General features: G+C 55.3%; 14 protein-coding genes. 6 read left to right on the top strand and 8 right to left on the bottom strand.

What is annotated here, in order from left to right; genetic code table 11:
- The first annotated feature begins 21 nt into the window (after positions 1-21).
- The 3 genes from pheS to QTO31_RS06260 are packed head-to-tail and all read left to right on the top strand — an operon-like array spanning position 22 to position 2,870.
- Complete coding sequence (pheS, locus tag QTO31_RS06270) at positions 22-1,071, top strand: phenylalanine--tRNA ligase subunit alpha (RefSeq protein WP_031457795.1); 1,050 nt, start codon at positions 22-24, stop codon at positions 1,069-1,071.
- Positions 1,072-1,074: 3 nt separating this feature from the next.
- Positions 1,075-1,947 carry a hypothetical protein gene (locus QTO31_RS06265; RefSeq protein WP_301428458.1) on the top strand — a complete coding sequence of 291 codons (873 nt, stop codon included), beginning with the start codon at positions 1,075-1,077 and terminating at the stop codon, positions 1,945-1,947.
- On the top strand, positions 1,944-2,870 hold the full coding sequence (locus QTO31_RS06260) for a DMT family transporter (RefSeq protein ID WP_031457793.1): 927 nt from the start codon (positions 1,944-1,946) through the stop codon (positions 2,868-2,870). The genes QTO31_RS06265 and QTO31_RS06260 overlap by 4 nt, the downstream gene beginning before the upstream one ends.
- Before the next feature lie 353 nt (positions 2,871-3,223).
- On the opposite strand, the gene QTO31_RS06255 is transcribed toward QTO31_RS06260, so the two are convergent.
- From QTO31_RS06255 to QTO31_RS06230, 6 genes are all read right to left on the bottom strand, one after another.
- Complete coding sequence (locus tag QTO31_RS06255) at positions 3,224-5,560, bottom strand: transglycosylase SLT domain-containing protein (RefSeq protein ID WP_301428457.1); 2,337 nt, start codon at positions 5,558-5,560, stop codon at positions 3,224-3,226.
- Between the two features lie 165 nt (positions 5,561-5,725).
- Positions 5,726-6,763, bottom strand: coding sequence for a glycosyltransferase family 4 protein (locus tag QTO31_RS06250; RefSeq protein WP_301428456.1), 1,038 nt, complete (start codon positions 6,761-6,763; stop codon positions 5,726-5,728).
- Entirely contained in the window at positions 6,760-7,143 is a 384-nt protein-coding gene (locus QTO31_RS06245; RefSeq protein WP_031458075.1) for a hypothetical protein, read from the bottom strand. The genes QTO31_RS06250 and QTO31_RS06245 overlap by 4 nt, the downstream gene beginning before the upstream one ends.
- Positions 7,140-8,048, bottom strand: coding sequence for an AAA family ATPase (locus QTO31_RS06240; RefSeq protein WP_028458457.1), 909 nt, complete (start codon positions 8,046-8,048; stop codon positions 7,140-7,142). Before QTO31_RS06240 ends, QTO31_RS06245 begins: the two co-directional genes overlap by 4 nt.
- Before the next feature lie 94 nt (positions 8,049-8,142).
- A complete protein-coding gene (locus tag QTO31_RS06235; protein ID WP_031458074.1) occupies positions 8,143-8,811 on the bottom strand; it encodes a TIGR04283 family arsenosugar biosynthesis glycosyltransferase in 669 nt (222 codons plus the stop codon).
- Between the two features lie 21 nt (positions 8,812-8,832).
- A complete protein-coding gene (locus tag QTO31_RS06230; RefSeq protein WP_301428455.1) occupies positions 8,833-9,939 on the bottom strand; it encodes a TRM11 family SAM-dependent methyltransferase in 1,107 nt (368 codons plus the stop codon).
- A 261-nt stretch (positions 9,940-10,200) separates the two neighbouring features.
- On the opposite strand from QTO31_RS06230, the gene QTO31_RS06225 reads away from it, so the two are divergent.
- From QTO31_RS06225 to QTO31_RS06215, 3 genes are all read left to right on the top strand, one after another.
- The gene (locus QTO31_RS06225; RefSeq protein WP_301428454.1) at positions 10,201-10,833 is read left to right on the top strand and encodes a uracil-DNA glycosylase family protein; all 633 of its coding nucleotides are present in this window, start codon (positions 10,201-10,203) and stop codon (positions 10,831-10,833) included.
- A 35-nt stretch (positions 10,834-10,868) separates the two neighbouring features.
- Positions 10,869-11,456: a hypothetical protein gene (locus tag QTO31_RS06220; RefSeq protein ID WP_301428453.1), complete on the top strand. Its 588-nt coding sequence runs from the start codon at positions 10,869-10,871 to the stop codon at positions 11,454-11,456.
- Positions 11,457-11,599: 143 nt separating this feature from the next.
- Complete coding sequence (locus QTO31_RS06215; protein ID WP_031458070.1) at positions 11,600-13,273, top strand: ribonuclease J; 1,674 nt, start codon at positions 11,600-11,602, stop codon at positions 13,271-13,273.
- A 54-nt stretch (positions 13,274-13,327) separates the two neighbouring features.
- Here QTO31_RS06215 and dcd read toward each other — a convergent pair whose 3' ends face one another.
- Together dcd and QTO31_RS06205 are read right to left on the bottom strand one after the other, a co-directional pair.
- Positions 13,328-13,888 carry a dCTP deaminase gene (gene dcd, locus QTO31_RS06210; RefSeq protein WP_301428452.1) on the bottom strand — a complete coding sequence of 187 codons (561 nt, stop codon included), beginning with the start codon at positions 13,886-13,888 and terminating at the stop codon, positions 13,328-13,330.
- A gap of 213 nt (positions 13,889-14,101) precedes the next feature.
- Positions 14,102-15,211 (bottom strand): glycosyltransferase family 4 protein, encoded by a 1,110-nt coding sequence (locus tag QTO31_RS06205; RefSeq protein WP_301428451.1) that lies wholly within the window; start codon positions 15,209-15,211, stop codon positions 14,102-14,104.
- Positions 15,212-15,308: the final 97 nt, after the last annotated feature.

Genomic DNA, 15,308 nt, shown 5'->3' with positions numbered 1-15,308 from the left:
ATTGAAATGCTATGGTGTTCCATGACCACGTTGCTCGATGAATTAACTGCGCTCGAACAAGAAGCCCTTACCGCACTTGAAGCCGTTAGCGATGTCACTGCGCTCACCGAATGGAAGAGCCGTTTTATCGGAAAGCAGGGTCGTCTTTCCCGCCTGAGTCGCGGCCTCGGTGCCCTACCGGCAGACGAACGACCACTGGTAGGACAGCGGGTAAATGCCTTACGTGAACAGCTCGAAACCGCATTTGCGGCTGCCAAAGAGCGGCTGGAGGCCCAGGCCATTGCCGCCGAGCTGGCCGCAGAGCGGATTGACGTGACAATGCCCGGTCGTCGTCCTGCGGTTGGCTATGTTCATCTCACCAACCAGATTCTGCGTCAGGTTCAGCACATCTTTGCCGAGATGGGTTTTCAAGTCTGGGAAAGCCCTGAAGTTGAATATGACGCTTTCAATTTTAGCCTGCTCAATTTCCCCGACGATCATCCCGCACGCGACATGCAAGACACCTTTTACATTGAAATGCCAGCAGGCGCGCCTTCAGTGCTCTTACGAACCCATACCTCGCCCGGACAAATCCACGCGATGCGGCGCAATGCCCCTCACCCGTTACGGGTCCTGATTCCCGGTAAGGTCTACCGTAACGAACAGGTAACGGTGCGGAGTGAGATGATGTTCCATCAATTTGAGTTCTTAGCGGTTGGTCGCAACGTCACGATGGCTGATCTGAAGGGGACACTGAGCTTTTTCGCCGAGCGTATGTTCGGGCCAGGCACCCAGGTGCGCCTGCGTCCCAGCTTCTTCCCCTTCACCGAACCCAGTGCCGAGATGGATGTTACCTGCTTCCTCTGCGGCGGAAAGGGTTGTCGCATCTGCAAGTACGCTGGCTGGCTTGAAATCGGTGGTTGTGGAATGGTCCATCCGAATGTGTTACGCAATGGCGGTTATGATCCGGCAGAATTTAGCGGTTTCGCTGGCGGATTTGGTCCTGAACGGGTCGCAATGCTCAAATACGGTATCGATGACATTCGCTGGTTCTACAGCGGTGACCAACGCTTTGTCGAGCAGTTTGGATAATCTATGCGCCGTGATGAATTGAATCGAGCAATTCACGATCTCTACCGTGCCGAACACGAGGCACTCGGTGAACGTGGTGGCTATGAACTGCTTGATGAAGCGCGCCGGTGGGATTTGACTTCCGTCTTAACCAGTGGCGGAGTTATTGTTTTTCCCCATGCTGGTGTTGCCGATTGCGGTCATCAGATAGCAGCGGCCGTCCATGCCTGCCTCGATAGTGGCGCCGATCGCGTACTTGTGATCAGTGTGCTACACGCCTGGAATGATGAAATGGAGCAGGCACGCCGTCGAGTCGCGGCTAGTGGCTCACCTTCAGCCGAGCGCTATTGGGGCATTCAGGGGCCGGGTCTCGACCGGGGGAATGAATGGCAGCTTGATCACGCGCTCTACAGTTTTCGCTTCTTTTGGCAGCTTGAAACACGCCGTCGCGGCATCCGTGGCCCACAAGTGATAGAGCGCTACCCCTACCTGGCCGGCGGTCATCCTGAGTCGCTACCCGGCATCGAAGAGCTGGTAGAACTGGCTCGCGATGCAGTCATCGTTTCAACTGCCGATCCGTTTCATCACGGCATCGGCTACGGCGATCCGCCTGAACAGTCACTGGCTCCAGATGAAGGTGGCCTCGAACTGGCGCGACGCACTATTGAAGAGGGAATTTCCCTTTTAGCAGCCGGTGATTATTGGGGCTACAATCAACATTGTGTGCGGGCTAAAAGTGATGCACGAGATGCAGGTCAAGTGTTCCGTTTCTTACGAGGGCCGCTTCAGGGTGAAATTCTCGATCTGGTCGCGAGCGACGCGACAACACTGTACCAAACCCCACCACCGACATGGGTAGCTGCACCACTTGTGTGCTGGACGAGAGTAATTCCATGAATCGACATCGCTTGTGGCTGTACACTGTCCTCTTTGCCGGTGTACTGATCGCCTCAACTGCATCAATCCTGATCCGCTATGCCCAGGGTGCCGGTATGTCGTCATTGAGTATCGCTGCCGGAAGACTGGGTTTAGCGGCGCTGATCCTGACTCCGCTGGCGCTCAGCCGATCCAGCAACGAAATACGTCGACTCGCCCGTCGCGATGTTCTCTTCGGCATGGGAGCCGGCGTGTTTCTTGCCCTTCACTTCGCCAGTTGGATTAGCTCACTTGAGTATACCTCGGTTGCCAGCAGTGCGGCGCTTGTTTCTACGAACCCGCTCTGGGTCGGGTTGGCTTCATTCTTCCTCTTCCGTGAACGATTACACTGGACGACTCTGATCGGCATTGCGCTGACCTTAGTAGGAACGATCGTGATTAGTATCAGTGATAGCACCAACACCACGCAGAGCAATCCGTTGCTTGGCAACACGCTGGCCTTGATCGGCGCGGTTACCGCCAGCGGCTATCTGCTTATCGGTCGTAACTTGCGCCAACGACTCTCGGTATTAGCGTACATCTGGCTCGTCTACACCAGCGCAGCAGTGGTACTGGTGGTATGGGCTATCGTCAGTGGTCAGCAATTCTTTGGTTTTGCACCTTACGTGTACCTGATTGTCCTCGGTCTGGCGGTTGGCCCCCAACTCCTTGGTCATACCGCCTTCAACTATGCGCTCAGCGGCTTATCGGCCACTTACGTAGCAGTGGCAATTCTCGGTGAGCCAATCGGCTCATCCCTGCTCGCCTTCATCCTCTTCCGTGAAACTGTCGCACTGTTGCAGCTCGTTGGGATTATTCTCTTGCTCACCGGTATTGCCGTGGCCTCAATTGCTGAACAACAACCAACCAGCGAGGGGCAACCCGCCCGGCAGTCTGCCGACTGATCACGGTGTGAGGACGCGCCGCTGTGCACGACTGTACTCTGTCGCACCGCCCGCAATGCGATTACAACAGCACGTTCGGATTGATGACGCACCGCTACCTGTGCACGACTGTACTCTGTCGCACCCTTATCCTAGAGCATGATCAAAAACTCGCATTTCTCACAGGGCTCGTACTGTGACCATGCAACCATTGTGTGGAAGGTTACCACTATTCTTTCGCTCCCGGTTGCACCCTCCCCCTTCCTCTCCCGCAGTGCGGGAGAGGAAGGGGGCCGGGGGGTAGGTGAGGGGGGCCGTTCCCCGCACCATTCTAGAGATGCCATAAAGCCCAGGTTTTCGACCATGCTCTGAGATCATGAAGCGTATAATCCACGATACACACCGTAGAACGCATAGACCGCCCACACATAATGGCGTGTTTCGCTAAAATCAATTGTTTCGACAAACCGATCCGGGTCGGCAACAAGATTGCCACCAGCCCAGCGCTGCGCATTCCCTAAACCGCCATTGTATGCAGCCAGCGCACCGTGCAGACTGCCGCTCATGTCACCGATTCGCCGCCCAAGGTAGAAGGCGCCAAAGCGAATGCTGAGGTATGGTCGGTAGAGATCATCGAGATTGAACTCACTGATACCGAGATTCTGAGCAATGCCGCGACCGGTATCAGGCATGACCTGCGTCAACCCACGTGCACCTACCCATGATGTTGCTGTCGGGTTAAACAGGCTCTCTTGGCGGATGAGCGCGTACAGGAGCAGTGGATCGACGCCGAAACGGCTGGCCTCTCGTTGGACAATGGCCGCATACGGGGTGGGAAAACGGAGTCGTTGCAGGGCGAGTGGGAGAGGACCAGCCTCCGCAGGAGCCAGTCTGGCAATGCGTTCAGCGGCTAGCAACGCCGGATAGATCATCTTTTCCTGATAGGCATAGCGGGCCAGCTCCAACAGACTGATAGGTGTTTCGCCTGCCCGCCGCAGACCATCGAGCCATTCGCCCTGTGCTTCGCTGTACAATCCCACTTCACGCAATAGCCGTGCCCGTTCGGCCACACCGGCTAGCATCGGATCGGCTTCATCGTCTGACCAGTGCTGTATCCAGGCGATAGCTGCACTCCAGTCATCATCGCTGATCGGTGAATCGATGGGTATCGTACCCACCGGTACTGCGTTCAGCTCTTCCGCCGCACGCGCCGCGTAGTAGCTCTCCGGAGCTGCCTGCAACACCTGTTGAAAGAGAGTAGTTGCTCCTTCTTCTCCCAGTTGTTGGGCTACCCGACCGGCCCAGAAAGCACCTAACGCCTGACCGATCCCCTGTCCTCGTTCAGCCAGCATACGCCACAGATCACCAGCACCAGCAAGATCGCCGTTGTCGAAGCGCTGCAAAGCGACCCGATGTAACGCTGCAATGCCAAGGCTAGTCGTTGGATACTGCTGACCTAATGTGAGACGAATTGTCGTAGCGGCTGTGCTTTCTCCTAGCCGGTCGTACAACTGAGCAGCCCGGTCAAGAGCAACCGGCGCCCGCGGATCGCTTGGTTGCTCGGCGGCATATTGCTGGTAGAGAGCGGCTGCTTCTGCCACTGCACCGCTTTGACCATAGGTTTGAATCCAGTCTAGCGCCGCCTGACGACCAGTATCGCTATCCGGTGCCTGGTCACGGGCTGCGGCCAGATCGCTCAGGGCGCCATTGAAATCACCCAGTGCCCGCCGGGCCAGCCCAAGTTGACGGAGCGCTTCAGCCGGATTTTGCGCGTTTGCGATGGCCAGATCGAGCATGGCAATTACATCATTCCATCGCTCTACAGAACGGTACGCCTGAGCAGCAGCGAAGGGATCGAGCAACATATCACCAGTTGCCCGAAGTGCATCGACTACCGCTACCGTCTCTGGGCCGGCAAAAGCAGCTAGCGCCTCACGGCGAAGCGCATTGGCTCTGGTCACATCACCGGCGGCAGCATACAGATCGGCAGCTCGCACGAGAATGCGTGCCCGGTAATCAGACTGGCTGGCGAAGGAGAGGATTGCCTGTGCATACATGAGAGCCGTCTCTGATCGACCCTGATCGATAGCCAGCGCCATTGCCTGTTCGTAAGCGGCAGCCCGCTGCCCGGCAGCCAGCTCACCGTCTGCCGCTCGTACATAGCTTGCTTCGGCTTCAACAAGCCGATTCAATACTTTCAACTGCGCGGCCGCACGGATTGCCGCATACGGTGCCAGTGGTGTGTTCAACGCTTCGTATTGAGCATAGGTCGCAACTGCCGCCTCGTGCATCCCGGCAGCCTCGTGGGCACGCGCCGTTAGAAACAGGGCTGGTGCATACGTCGGCGTGGCTGGGTTTTGTAACAATGGTCGTAACACTTCCACGGTCGATGTCCAGCGGCCTCGATCAGCAAATGAACGGGCCAGGAGCAAACGAGCAGTATTCGTTTCAGGTGCACCTGGAAAGAGTTGTACCACCTGACTCAGCAGGTTCGCAGCCGTCTCGTCATCACCGATTTCAACCGCAGCCAACGCATCTTGCAGCAAGGCAGTGGCTGTTACCGGTGTAGGGATCGGTGTCGCTGGCAGGGCGGCGGGCGTGGCAGTGGGTGATGATTGGGCTGTTGGCGCAACGCAAGCCACAAGCATGGAACAGAACCAGCAGATTACCAACAATTCGGTAACACGACGACAGGATCGTATCAGTGCCATACCTCTTTCCTTCTGTCTGAAAGCAGTATAGCACGTTGGTCCAGTCTCCGACGGTTTCACCGCAGAGGGTGTAAGAGGAGTGAGAACGAGAGGTGGAGGAAGGTTCCCAACCCCGGCGTGTGCGAATGCGATTATAGATGGAGGCCACCTGCTGACCTCTTGCCGTTATTCCGCCAGCAAGGCCCTGACCACCCGATCCCACGTAATGTCACCGACTAGAGGCTTTCCGGCAGCACCCAGCCGCGCCGCAGTTGCTGGATCGCTGGCTAGCAGGTCAAGATGAGCGGCTATCGCTACCGGATCGGGCAGGGAAATAAGGCCATTTTCGTTATGGCGTACAAACTCTAACACACCGCCTGCATCGTCGGTTGTAATCACCGGACGACTGGCGCCAAACGCCTCGACCGTCGCAAAGCCATAGTCTTCATCAACCGGTGCGTAGTACACGGCACGGGCATGCGCGTAAAGGTCGATCAATTCATCATCAGATACGAAACCACGGAAGCAGACTCGTTCACCTAGCCCGTAGTCGGCAGCAAGACGTTGCAGGCGTTCACGGTCGGGGCCAGTACCAACAATGATGGCCCGTACTGCTGTGGAAGTGTGCGTCAGTGCAGCTAAGAGCAGGTCAATGCGTTTGGCTCGATCAAGGCGAGCGGGCGAAAGAATGTAATCGTCATACGACCCCGCCCACAAACGTCCGGCGTAGCGGCTCGGCGGGTAGAGTGGTGTGCTACTCAGACCGTTAAAACGTTCGAGCCGCCGACTCACATTGCGCGAGATCGTATAGCGAGCCCGACATTCACGCAAGGCGCGTTCATCAATCCGAAAGATTTGTTCACGAATAGCGCGATGGGATGGCGAACCATCAAAATCGCTCAACGGCGTACCGTACCAGTCGTAGGCCTGCCGATGCTGGTGTACCAGCCAGAGCACTTTGCGCGGATGGCGGATCAGGTACGAAGGGAACTTCGTGGCGATCACCAGATCCACCGCTTCGCCATTGACATGGCTGACATCGATCAAGCGCCAGGCAAGTGCACTATCGATGATACGTTCAACCGGATGCCACTGAAAGGGAAGAGCAACGACATCAACGGTATGTCCACGCTGCCGCAATTCGTCGCGCAGACTTTCAACCAGATATTCGGCGCCACCCCGTACAAACGGTACCTGTGTTGCACAAATGAGAATACGACTCATGATAAGGGGGGAGATTGCTGCATTTGTGCACGCAAAGCGGCCAATTCGGCGCGCAAAGCCGCATTCTCGGCTACCAGCAGGCGAATGGCACGGGTGGCCGTATCGTTAAAGGCGTTCTGTTGCTCAACAATCGGGTTAATATACCAGCGTAAATAGCGCCGCACGACCTTGTTCACAAAGGCTACGACCTGCTCAAACACATTGCGACCTTCGAGTGGCCAATGTGCACTAACCACTCGCGTATATTCCAGCTCTTCAACCACCCGCTGCAATTCACGCTCAGCCGGTGTTGGTTCGGCAGTCGGCAATGCCGCACGTCGGGCACGAACTTCATCCCGCAACGCAGCGAGCGTAGCGGCGACATCAATCTCGGTACTCATGAAACACCCACACTGGCCCGTTTGAGCAATTCATTCAGACGTTGACCCCGCACCTGGGCAATGTCATCTTGATACTTCAAGATGGCGCCTAGTGTATCCTCCACTGCCTGCGGTGTCAACTCAGTTTGGTCAAGCGCAACTAGCGCCGTCACCCAATCGAGCGTCTCGGCCACACCTGGCAGTTTGTAGAGATCCATGCGTCGCAGCTCCTGGACGACCAATACCACCTGGCGCGCCAACCGCTCACTGGCGCCGGGAACCCGCGCCTTGACGATCTGAATCTCTTTATCCAGAGTCGGATAATCCACCCAGTAGAAGAGACAGCGACGCTTCAACGCATCGTGCACTTCGCGTGTACGGTTCGAGGTAATGATCACGGTCGGCGGCACCTCGGCCCGAATAGTTCCGATTTCTGGGATCGAGATTTGCCAGTCGGAAAGCAATTCTAGCAAGAAGGCCTCAAACTCTTCGTCGGCACGGTCGAGTTCATCAATCAGCAAAATTGGCGGTTGATCGCCGCGTGCCTCAATTGCCTGGAGCAGTGGACGCTTGATCAAAAACTCTGGGCCAAAAATACTCTGCTGGGCAGCGGTATTTTGCGCCGCTCCCTGCGCTTCTAACAGTCGAATCTGAAGCATCTGCCGGGCATAATTCCACTCATAAATGGTCGTATTGACGTCAAGCCCTTCGTAGCATTGCAAACGGATCAACTCGCGTCCCTGCATACGAGCCAGGGTCTTGGCAATCTCGGTTTTACCAACACCGGCTTCACCTTCGAGCAAAAGCGGTTTATTAAGCTTCAGGGCAAGAAAGATCGCGGTCGTTAAGGCACGGTCGGCAATATAGGCATGGGCTGCCAGTGCCGCTTGCAGTTCGTCAATCGACTGAAAAGAGGTATACGTCATAATCAAGCGCTCCACGGCATTATTGTTTCTATTTCATTGTACACCGACTCATCAATCCCGTGCTCAAAGGTCTTCAAGAGCGCCCTGCAACCTTTCATCGGTATTGGCGAGCAATCACATGGGGCGATACCCCGATCAGATATTGCCACCACAACCAGAAATCGTGCAGCAGTTGACGCACAATGCCATTCGTGCGGAAGCGACGCGCCGAGGTAACAACTTGCGCCGGTACAACATAAATGGGTGTTACCGCCCGTGCCCGACGAAAGAGTTCCACATCTTCAAAGAGTGGCCAGTCAGGAAACCCACCCAACGCGGTGAAGAGTTCGCGGCGGATCACCATACACTGATCGCCATAACTGGTGAGCAGCGAGTCAAACCACATGAACCGAGCGACCAGCGCCAGCAAGCAGTTGTTGTCGTCGAACGAAAGCCGAAATTTCGCAATCTGCACGTGTGGATCGGCAAATATGTGTGTAAGGAGCGTGAATGCCTGTGCCGGTAATCGGGTATCGGCATGCAAAAAAACGAAGATGTCACCGCTCGCAACAGCAGCTCCGGCATTAAGCTGTACACCACGTCCACGTGGTGCTGCGACGACCCGCGCTCCGCTTGCCTGCGCTAAGGCTGGCGTCTGATCTCGGCTACCACCATCGGCCACAATCACCTCAACGTCTGGATCGAGCTGACGTACCGCCTGGATACATGTGGTGATCTGATCAGCTTCGTTAAGCGTTGGAATAATTACACTATATCTGGTCATTGTCCCCCTCCACGACAACACTCAGCGCCGACACAGCAGAAAGATATATTCGTGCTTGAAGACATAGAAACCGCCTGCTAGTGCCCGATAGCGCCAGAGTTCCGCGCTCCCCCGCTTCCCCAGAGTGCTGGTAAAGTTCTTAACAATAATACTCTTCAGCCGAAAACCGCATGCCTTAATCGCTTCCATCGCGTAAAAGCCGAGTGGATACCATTCCCCATGGCGGTAGATGTCACCAATCACTAACACTAGATAGCGCTCATGGTCAAGGACAGTGGCTACCCGCCTGGTCAAAGTTACCAATCGCTCGAGAAACTCTTCGATACTCGGTGCATTTGACAAATCGCGCGGGTCATCGCTAAAGCGAATAATGTCGTAGTACGGTGGATGCAGGAAGACCAGTTGCACACTCCGCGCCCCGTGGCGTGCGAGCAGATCGGCAAAATCAACGGTCAGGCTATCGCCCTGTTCGATGGCTGCAACTGTCCCGTGTGGAGCTGGCTCGGCAGCCAGCAATTCCTGCACATGCTGCACCATCGCCGGTTGCAATTCTACCCCCAATGCATGGCGACCGAGCCGCCGTGCTTCGATCAACGTTGTTCCTGATCCGGCAAATGGATCGAGGACCCATTCACCAGGTCGGGTGTAGCGCCGGATAAATTGATGAGGAATCTGAGGCACGAAATTGCCCCAGTAATCGGCACGATGCACTCCAGAGCTATCACGACGCTCGATCAGCCAGAGGCTATCGGTCAGAATGTCATCATATTCTTTCCAGCGATGTAAATCGATGTCACTGGCTGGTGCAAAGCGCGGGCCATCGAGCGCACGTTGCAAGCGTTGGACATAATACCGTGCCCGCTCTAATGTTTGTGCCGTAGCAACCTGATCCAGCTCGGCCAGCAGCACCTCGGGTAAAAAGAGAACTGCCTGGCCATCAGGGGCATGGAGTGGATCGTTCGGATCGGCGAGCCGCTGACGAACGGTTGTCAGCCTGGCACGTAATTCAAGCAGATTTGACGCATCGAGAAGGAATGCTATCGCTGCTGTCAGCGCCGCCCGGTTGAGCTGCCATTGTGGCGAATCGGCATAAAACGGCGACTGAGCCGAAGGCGAACGTCCTGTCATGAACAGTATTCCTATCAGACATAGCTTTTGTTGTAGGTAGTGTATCACAAAATGAGGCATATCTGCCACTTCCCGCTTACTTGCTGAGGGGGCACAGGCGCTCTCGTTTACTGCCCAATTGGGTACCCCCAGAAGAAATACTCTGTGTCCTCTGTGCTCTCCGTGGTGACATATCCACGTCACGGCAATTCCAGGGATTGGCGTGGGGCAATGATATGTTATAATATAAACTGGTAAAGCTAAATATGCGAAGGTAAGCGTGTGACAGCCGAAAATACACTATTTGCAATTGCACAAGAAGTGCAGAGCTGCACCGCATGTAATTTGCATAAAGGACGCACCCGTGCAGTGCCCGGTGAAGGGCCAGCCAATGCACGGATTATGTTGATCGGTGAAGGACCCGGATACCACGAAGACCGGCAGGGTCGGCCGTTTGTTGGTCCCTCCGGCCAATTCCTGACCGATCTGTTGGCGATGGCTGGGTTGCGGCGCGATGAAGTATATATTGCGAACGTTGTGAAGTGTCGTCCGCCGCAGAATCGTGATCCCGAACCAGACGAAATTGCGACATGTACTAAATTATTTTTGATGCGCCAGATTGCGGCCATTGATCCGGCAGTGATTGTGACGCTGGGCCGCTTTTCGATGGGCCTGTTTCTACCTGGTGAGCGGATTTCGCGCATCCACGGTCAACCACGTCTTGTCAACGGCAGACTGATCGTGCCAATGATCCATCCGGCTGCTGCGCTCCACCAGCCCCAAAACCGGCCATTGTTGGAAGCCGATTTTCGTCGTCTGCCTGAGATTCTGGCCGAAGCCGAACGTCTCCATAAGCAGGCTTCGTTCCTCTCTCCCCAGGCCGACGAGCCGCCCGAGCAGCTCCGTCTCTTCTGAGCATTGGCCGCAAGTCGCTTGTGTGCGACGAAGCGATGTCACAGTGTTACCGCCTTTCGCCGATTGGACGGCGAGACAATTTGTTGATGATTATTGTGGCAATGATCCTTTGGGTTTTCGCAGTGTGGAGCATTGCCAGCACACTACGATTGCGTCTGCATCCCGCGGTTTTCTGGTTCGATCTGCAACAGGTATTCACCCAGCCACCCGCGATTGAACAGGCTGTGCCAGCATTGCTGATGCTGGTATTGATCGTTGCTACACCACTGCTGCTCTGGAACTTGATCGCCGAATGGGATGCAACCTTTCGTTTAACCAACGAGGGCCTGGAGTATCAGACGCTGGGATTTCGCTTGTGCTATCACTGGCATAATATTCTCGCTATTCAACCACAACCGGTCGCAGCCGATGAAGCGGTTGTGATTGTGTGTCGGTATGATCCGGTAGATACGTTAAAAAATCCGCTTCACCGCTGGCTTCACCGACAGATGCATGGCCGGCAACGATTGCTGATTGGGCCGGGGATAGAACGGCGTGCAGAATTGTTGCAAGCAATTGAACAGGCAATGGTCACTGCCCAATCCTCGGCAACCACAGCAACCACCGGTATACCGTTAGGGTAGCAATTCGGATGGGCATGTCAGGGTCATGCAGGCCCTGTAAACATACGGCAATGCAACAGCGCATGCGCTATGCGCTACCTGAGTGAAACAAACAGAACAGAAAGGAGTAGGGGGTCGTGTTCAACCGACCCTGGTAGGAACCTATGGCCAAACAACGTCTCCGTGTGATTCCACTCGGTGGCGCCGGAGAAGTCGGCCGGAACATGTGGGTGGTTGAGTATGGCGATGACATCGTCATTCTCGACTGCGGTGTCATGTTTCCCGATGCCGACATGCTCGGCGTTGACCTCGTGTTGCCCGACATCACCTATTTACGCGAGAAGACTGACCACATTCGCGGGATTCTGATCACGCACGGTCACGAAGACCACATCGGCGCAGTACCACATCTGATCGCCGACCTGGGCTTTCCCCCCGTGTACGGCACCAGGTTGACCCTTGGGCTGCTCAGTAACCGATTGCGCGAACATCGTTTACAAGATAAGGTAAAAACCGTCTTAATTACGGAACGTGAACCGTTCCAGGTTGGTTGTTTCACCGTCGAGGCGTTTCATATCGCACACTCGATCCCCGATACGGTTGGCTTTGCAATCACGACACCGGCCGGTCTGCTTATCTATCTCACCGACTGGAAACTCGATCATACACCGGTTGATGGGCGCCCAACCGATCTGGAAAAGATTGCTGAACTTGGCAACCGAAAGCCTTTGGTCCTCATTACCGACTGTGTGCGCGTTGAGTCGAAAGGCTATACCCCCAGCGAAGCAACGGTCGGTGAAGCTTTTGATAACATCTTTGCCACCGCTCCTGGGCGCATTATTGTGGCAACGTTCGCCTCAAATATCAGTCGGGTGCAACAGGTGATCGACTCGGCGGAAGCGTATGGGCGTAAAGTAATGCTGGCCGGTCGTAGTATGGAAACCAATGCTCGTATTGCGTTCGAGCTAGGGTATCTGCGTGCCGATGAAAGCACGATGATCCGGCCTCATGAAATGGCAGCTTACGCCGATGAAGAGATCGCAATTGTGTGTACCGGTAGTCAGGGTGAGCCAATGTCGGCCCTCAACCGCATGGCCAACCGCGATTACCCGCATGTCAAGATTAAGCCCGGTGATACGGTGGTGTTATCGGCCACGCCGATTCCCGGCAATGAGGTAAGCGTTAATAAGGTCATCAATAACCTCTTCAAGCTCGGTGCTGAGGTGATCTACGGCCCTGAAGCCAGGGTTCACGTTTCCGGACACGCCGCCCAAGAGGAACTCAAACTGATCCTGGCCTTGCTCCGCCCCAGCTTTATTGTGCCGTTCCACGGGGACTACCGCCATCTGATGCTCTACCGCAAACTGGCAATGACGGTGGGTGCAGTCCCCAATAGTGAGCATGTTCTGCTGGCTGAAGGCGGATCGATCATGGAGTTTTCACCCGGCTTTGGCAAGATTACCGGTAAGGCGCCGGTCGGGTATATCTACGTTGATGGCACAACCGTTGGCGATGTTGGTAATGTGGTCGTCCGTGACCGCCAGTTACTGGCGAAAGATGGCATGTTGATCGTGGTGGTGAGCATCGATAGCGCGACCGGTCAACTCGTGGCCGGGCCAGACGTGGTCTCGCGCGGGTTTGTCTATATGCGCCAGAGTCAAGACCTGATTGAGGCGACAAAAGAGACGGTACGTGCTGCATTAACTAACAAAAACGGGGGTAATCCTTCGTTCGATGCGGCCTACATCAACCGCAAGATTCGCGACGTGGTCAGCGAATTCCTCTACCGCGAGACTCGTCGCCGTCCTATGGTGTTACCAATGGTCATGGAAGTGTAGCTGTCGTCGCCTGTGCAAGCCGTTGCGGTTTGCCACAACGGCTTGCACACCACGTTATGGATCGATCCGCGGTAAGACAATGCCTGTCTGTCCCTGATACTTCCCCTTCTTGTCGGCATACGAAATCTCGCATGGTTCATCGCTTTCCAGGAACAAGACCTGACCGATACCCTCGTTGGCGTAAATGCGTGCTGGCAGTGGCGTGGTGTTGCTGATCTCAATCGTGACATGCCCTTCCCATTCCGGTTCGAGCGGAGTCACGTTGATGATGATTCCACAACGCGCATACGACGATTTACCGATCACAATGCAACATACGCTCCGAGGGATCCGAAAGTATTCGAGCGATTGCGCCAACGCAAACGAGTTGGGCGGAATATCGACATAATCGGCCTGAATATCGACGAACGAACGCGGGTCAAATCGTTTGGGATCGACTAGAGCATTATAGACGTTGGTGAACACTTTGAAGTGGTTGGTGACCCGCATATCATACCCATACGAGGTCAAGCCATACGAGATGACTCCCCGGCGGACCTGATGATCGACAAACGGCTCAATCATCCCATGTTCCAAGGCCATCCGGCGGATCCAGCGATCAGATTTAACCGACATGGGTAACTCCTATTCTTGTTTCAACCTGCTATATACAATGGCTGCGGGATGCACTATCTACCGTTCACTATCATGATGAACGTGCGTACTACCCCGTTGGCTTCGCTTCCCTTTCCGTTTCTCACGATCCGACGGACGAAACCTGATAGATGTACGAGCAGCGCTGTGCCCCAACCGAATCTTCTTCTGCAACAGGGTATTCTGGATAGACACTTAGCCACTATCATTCACCATCGCCTGATAGACTGCCACATGGCGCCGGGCAATTGCTGCCTGTGTAAACTCAGCCAGGACCCGCTGCCTTCCACGCTGCGCCAACTCGGTACGCAACCTGTCATCATCCATCAATCGCAGCAGAGCGGTACGCAATGCAGCCAGATCACCCTCAGGGAAGACAATCCCAGCATCACCGATCACCTGTGGAATTTCACCACACGTCGAACCAACAACCGGGACACCACAGCTCATTGCTTCGATCAGTACCCGCCCAAACTGCTCTTTCCAGTTCGATTGTGTCCGCGATGGTAACACCAGTACATCAAGCTGGCGCATAACGTCTGGGACGGCGGTGCTGCTCACCGCTGGCTGTATGTCGATCCGCTCCCGAACCCCTATATCGGTTGCCAGTCGCAGCAAACGCGGTTGTTCACTCCCATCACCAACTAGCCGCAAACGGGCCTGCGCCGGTAAATCGGCCAGAACCCTCACCAGATCGGCTACCCCCTTTTCTGGAACCAGACGCCCGACGTAACCGATAGTGAAGGTATCTTGTTGACGAATGGCATCGGACGGAGCGAACAAGTTCGGATCAACCCCGAACTGGGGAATGACACTTAGCGGACCGCGATAGCCGTGCCGCCGCAAAATTGCTGCTGCCTCTTGATTACCGGCAATCGCATGTGATGCGTGACGCAAGTTGTACCGTTCAAACCAAGAGAATGGAGGGGGATAGCGGCGGTCGATGTTTGCCCAATTGTAGAAACAGCAACGTGCACCAATCGCCACACCTACTCGCATGGCCAGGAACGTAGCCAGATTAAAACTCTCTTCATCAATGTGAAACACCTGTGGACGTAACCGATTGAGCAGCGGACGTAGCCCCAGATAAAAGTGAATATGATGATGTCCATTCCAGACAATTGGCAGCGTCAGTAGGGTGTAACCGCTCGTGAAACGACGCTCAAGCGGTATCAATCCAACCCGTGGTTCACGCCAGCCGGTTGGCGCCAGCACGGTTAATTCTACGCCGAGCCGTGCAATCTCCTCCAACTTGCGCTGGTAGGCACCGGCAACCACGGCCTTTGAAAGCATCACAACACGCATACAATGCCTATGCTACGATGGTTATGTCGAAAGCGACTGCCAGACACAACCGGCAATCGTGCAGGCGCATTATAACCTGAGTATTGTATGTGTTTGT

The organism is Chloroflexus sp. MS-CIW-1, assembly GCF_030444705.1.
Taxonomy (GTDB): Bacteria; Chloroflexota; Chloroflexia; order Chloroflexales; family Chloroflexaceae; genus Chloroflexus.
This window is presented reverse-complemented; position numbering and strand designations above follow the sequence as displayed.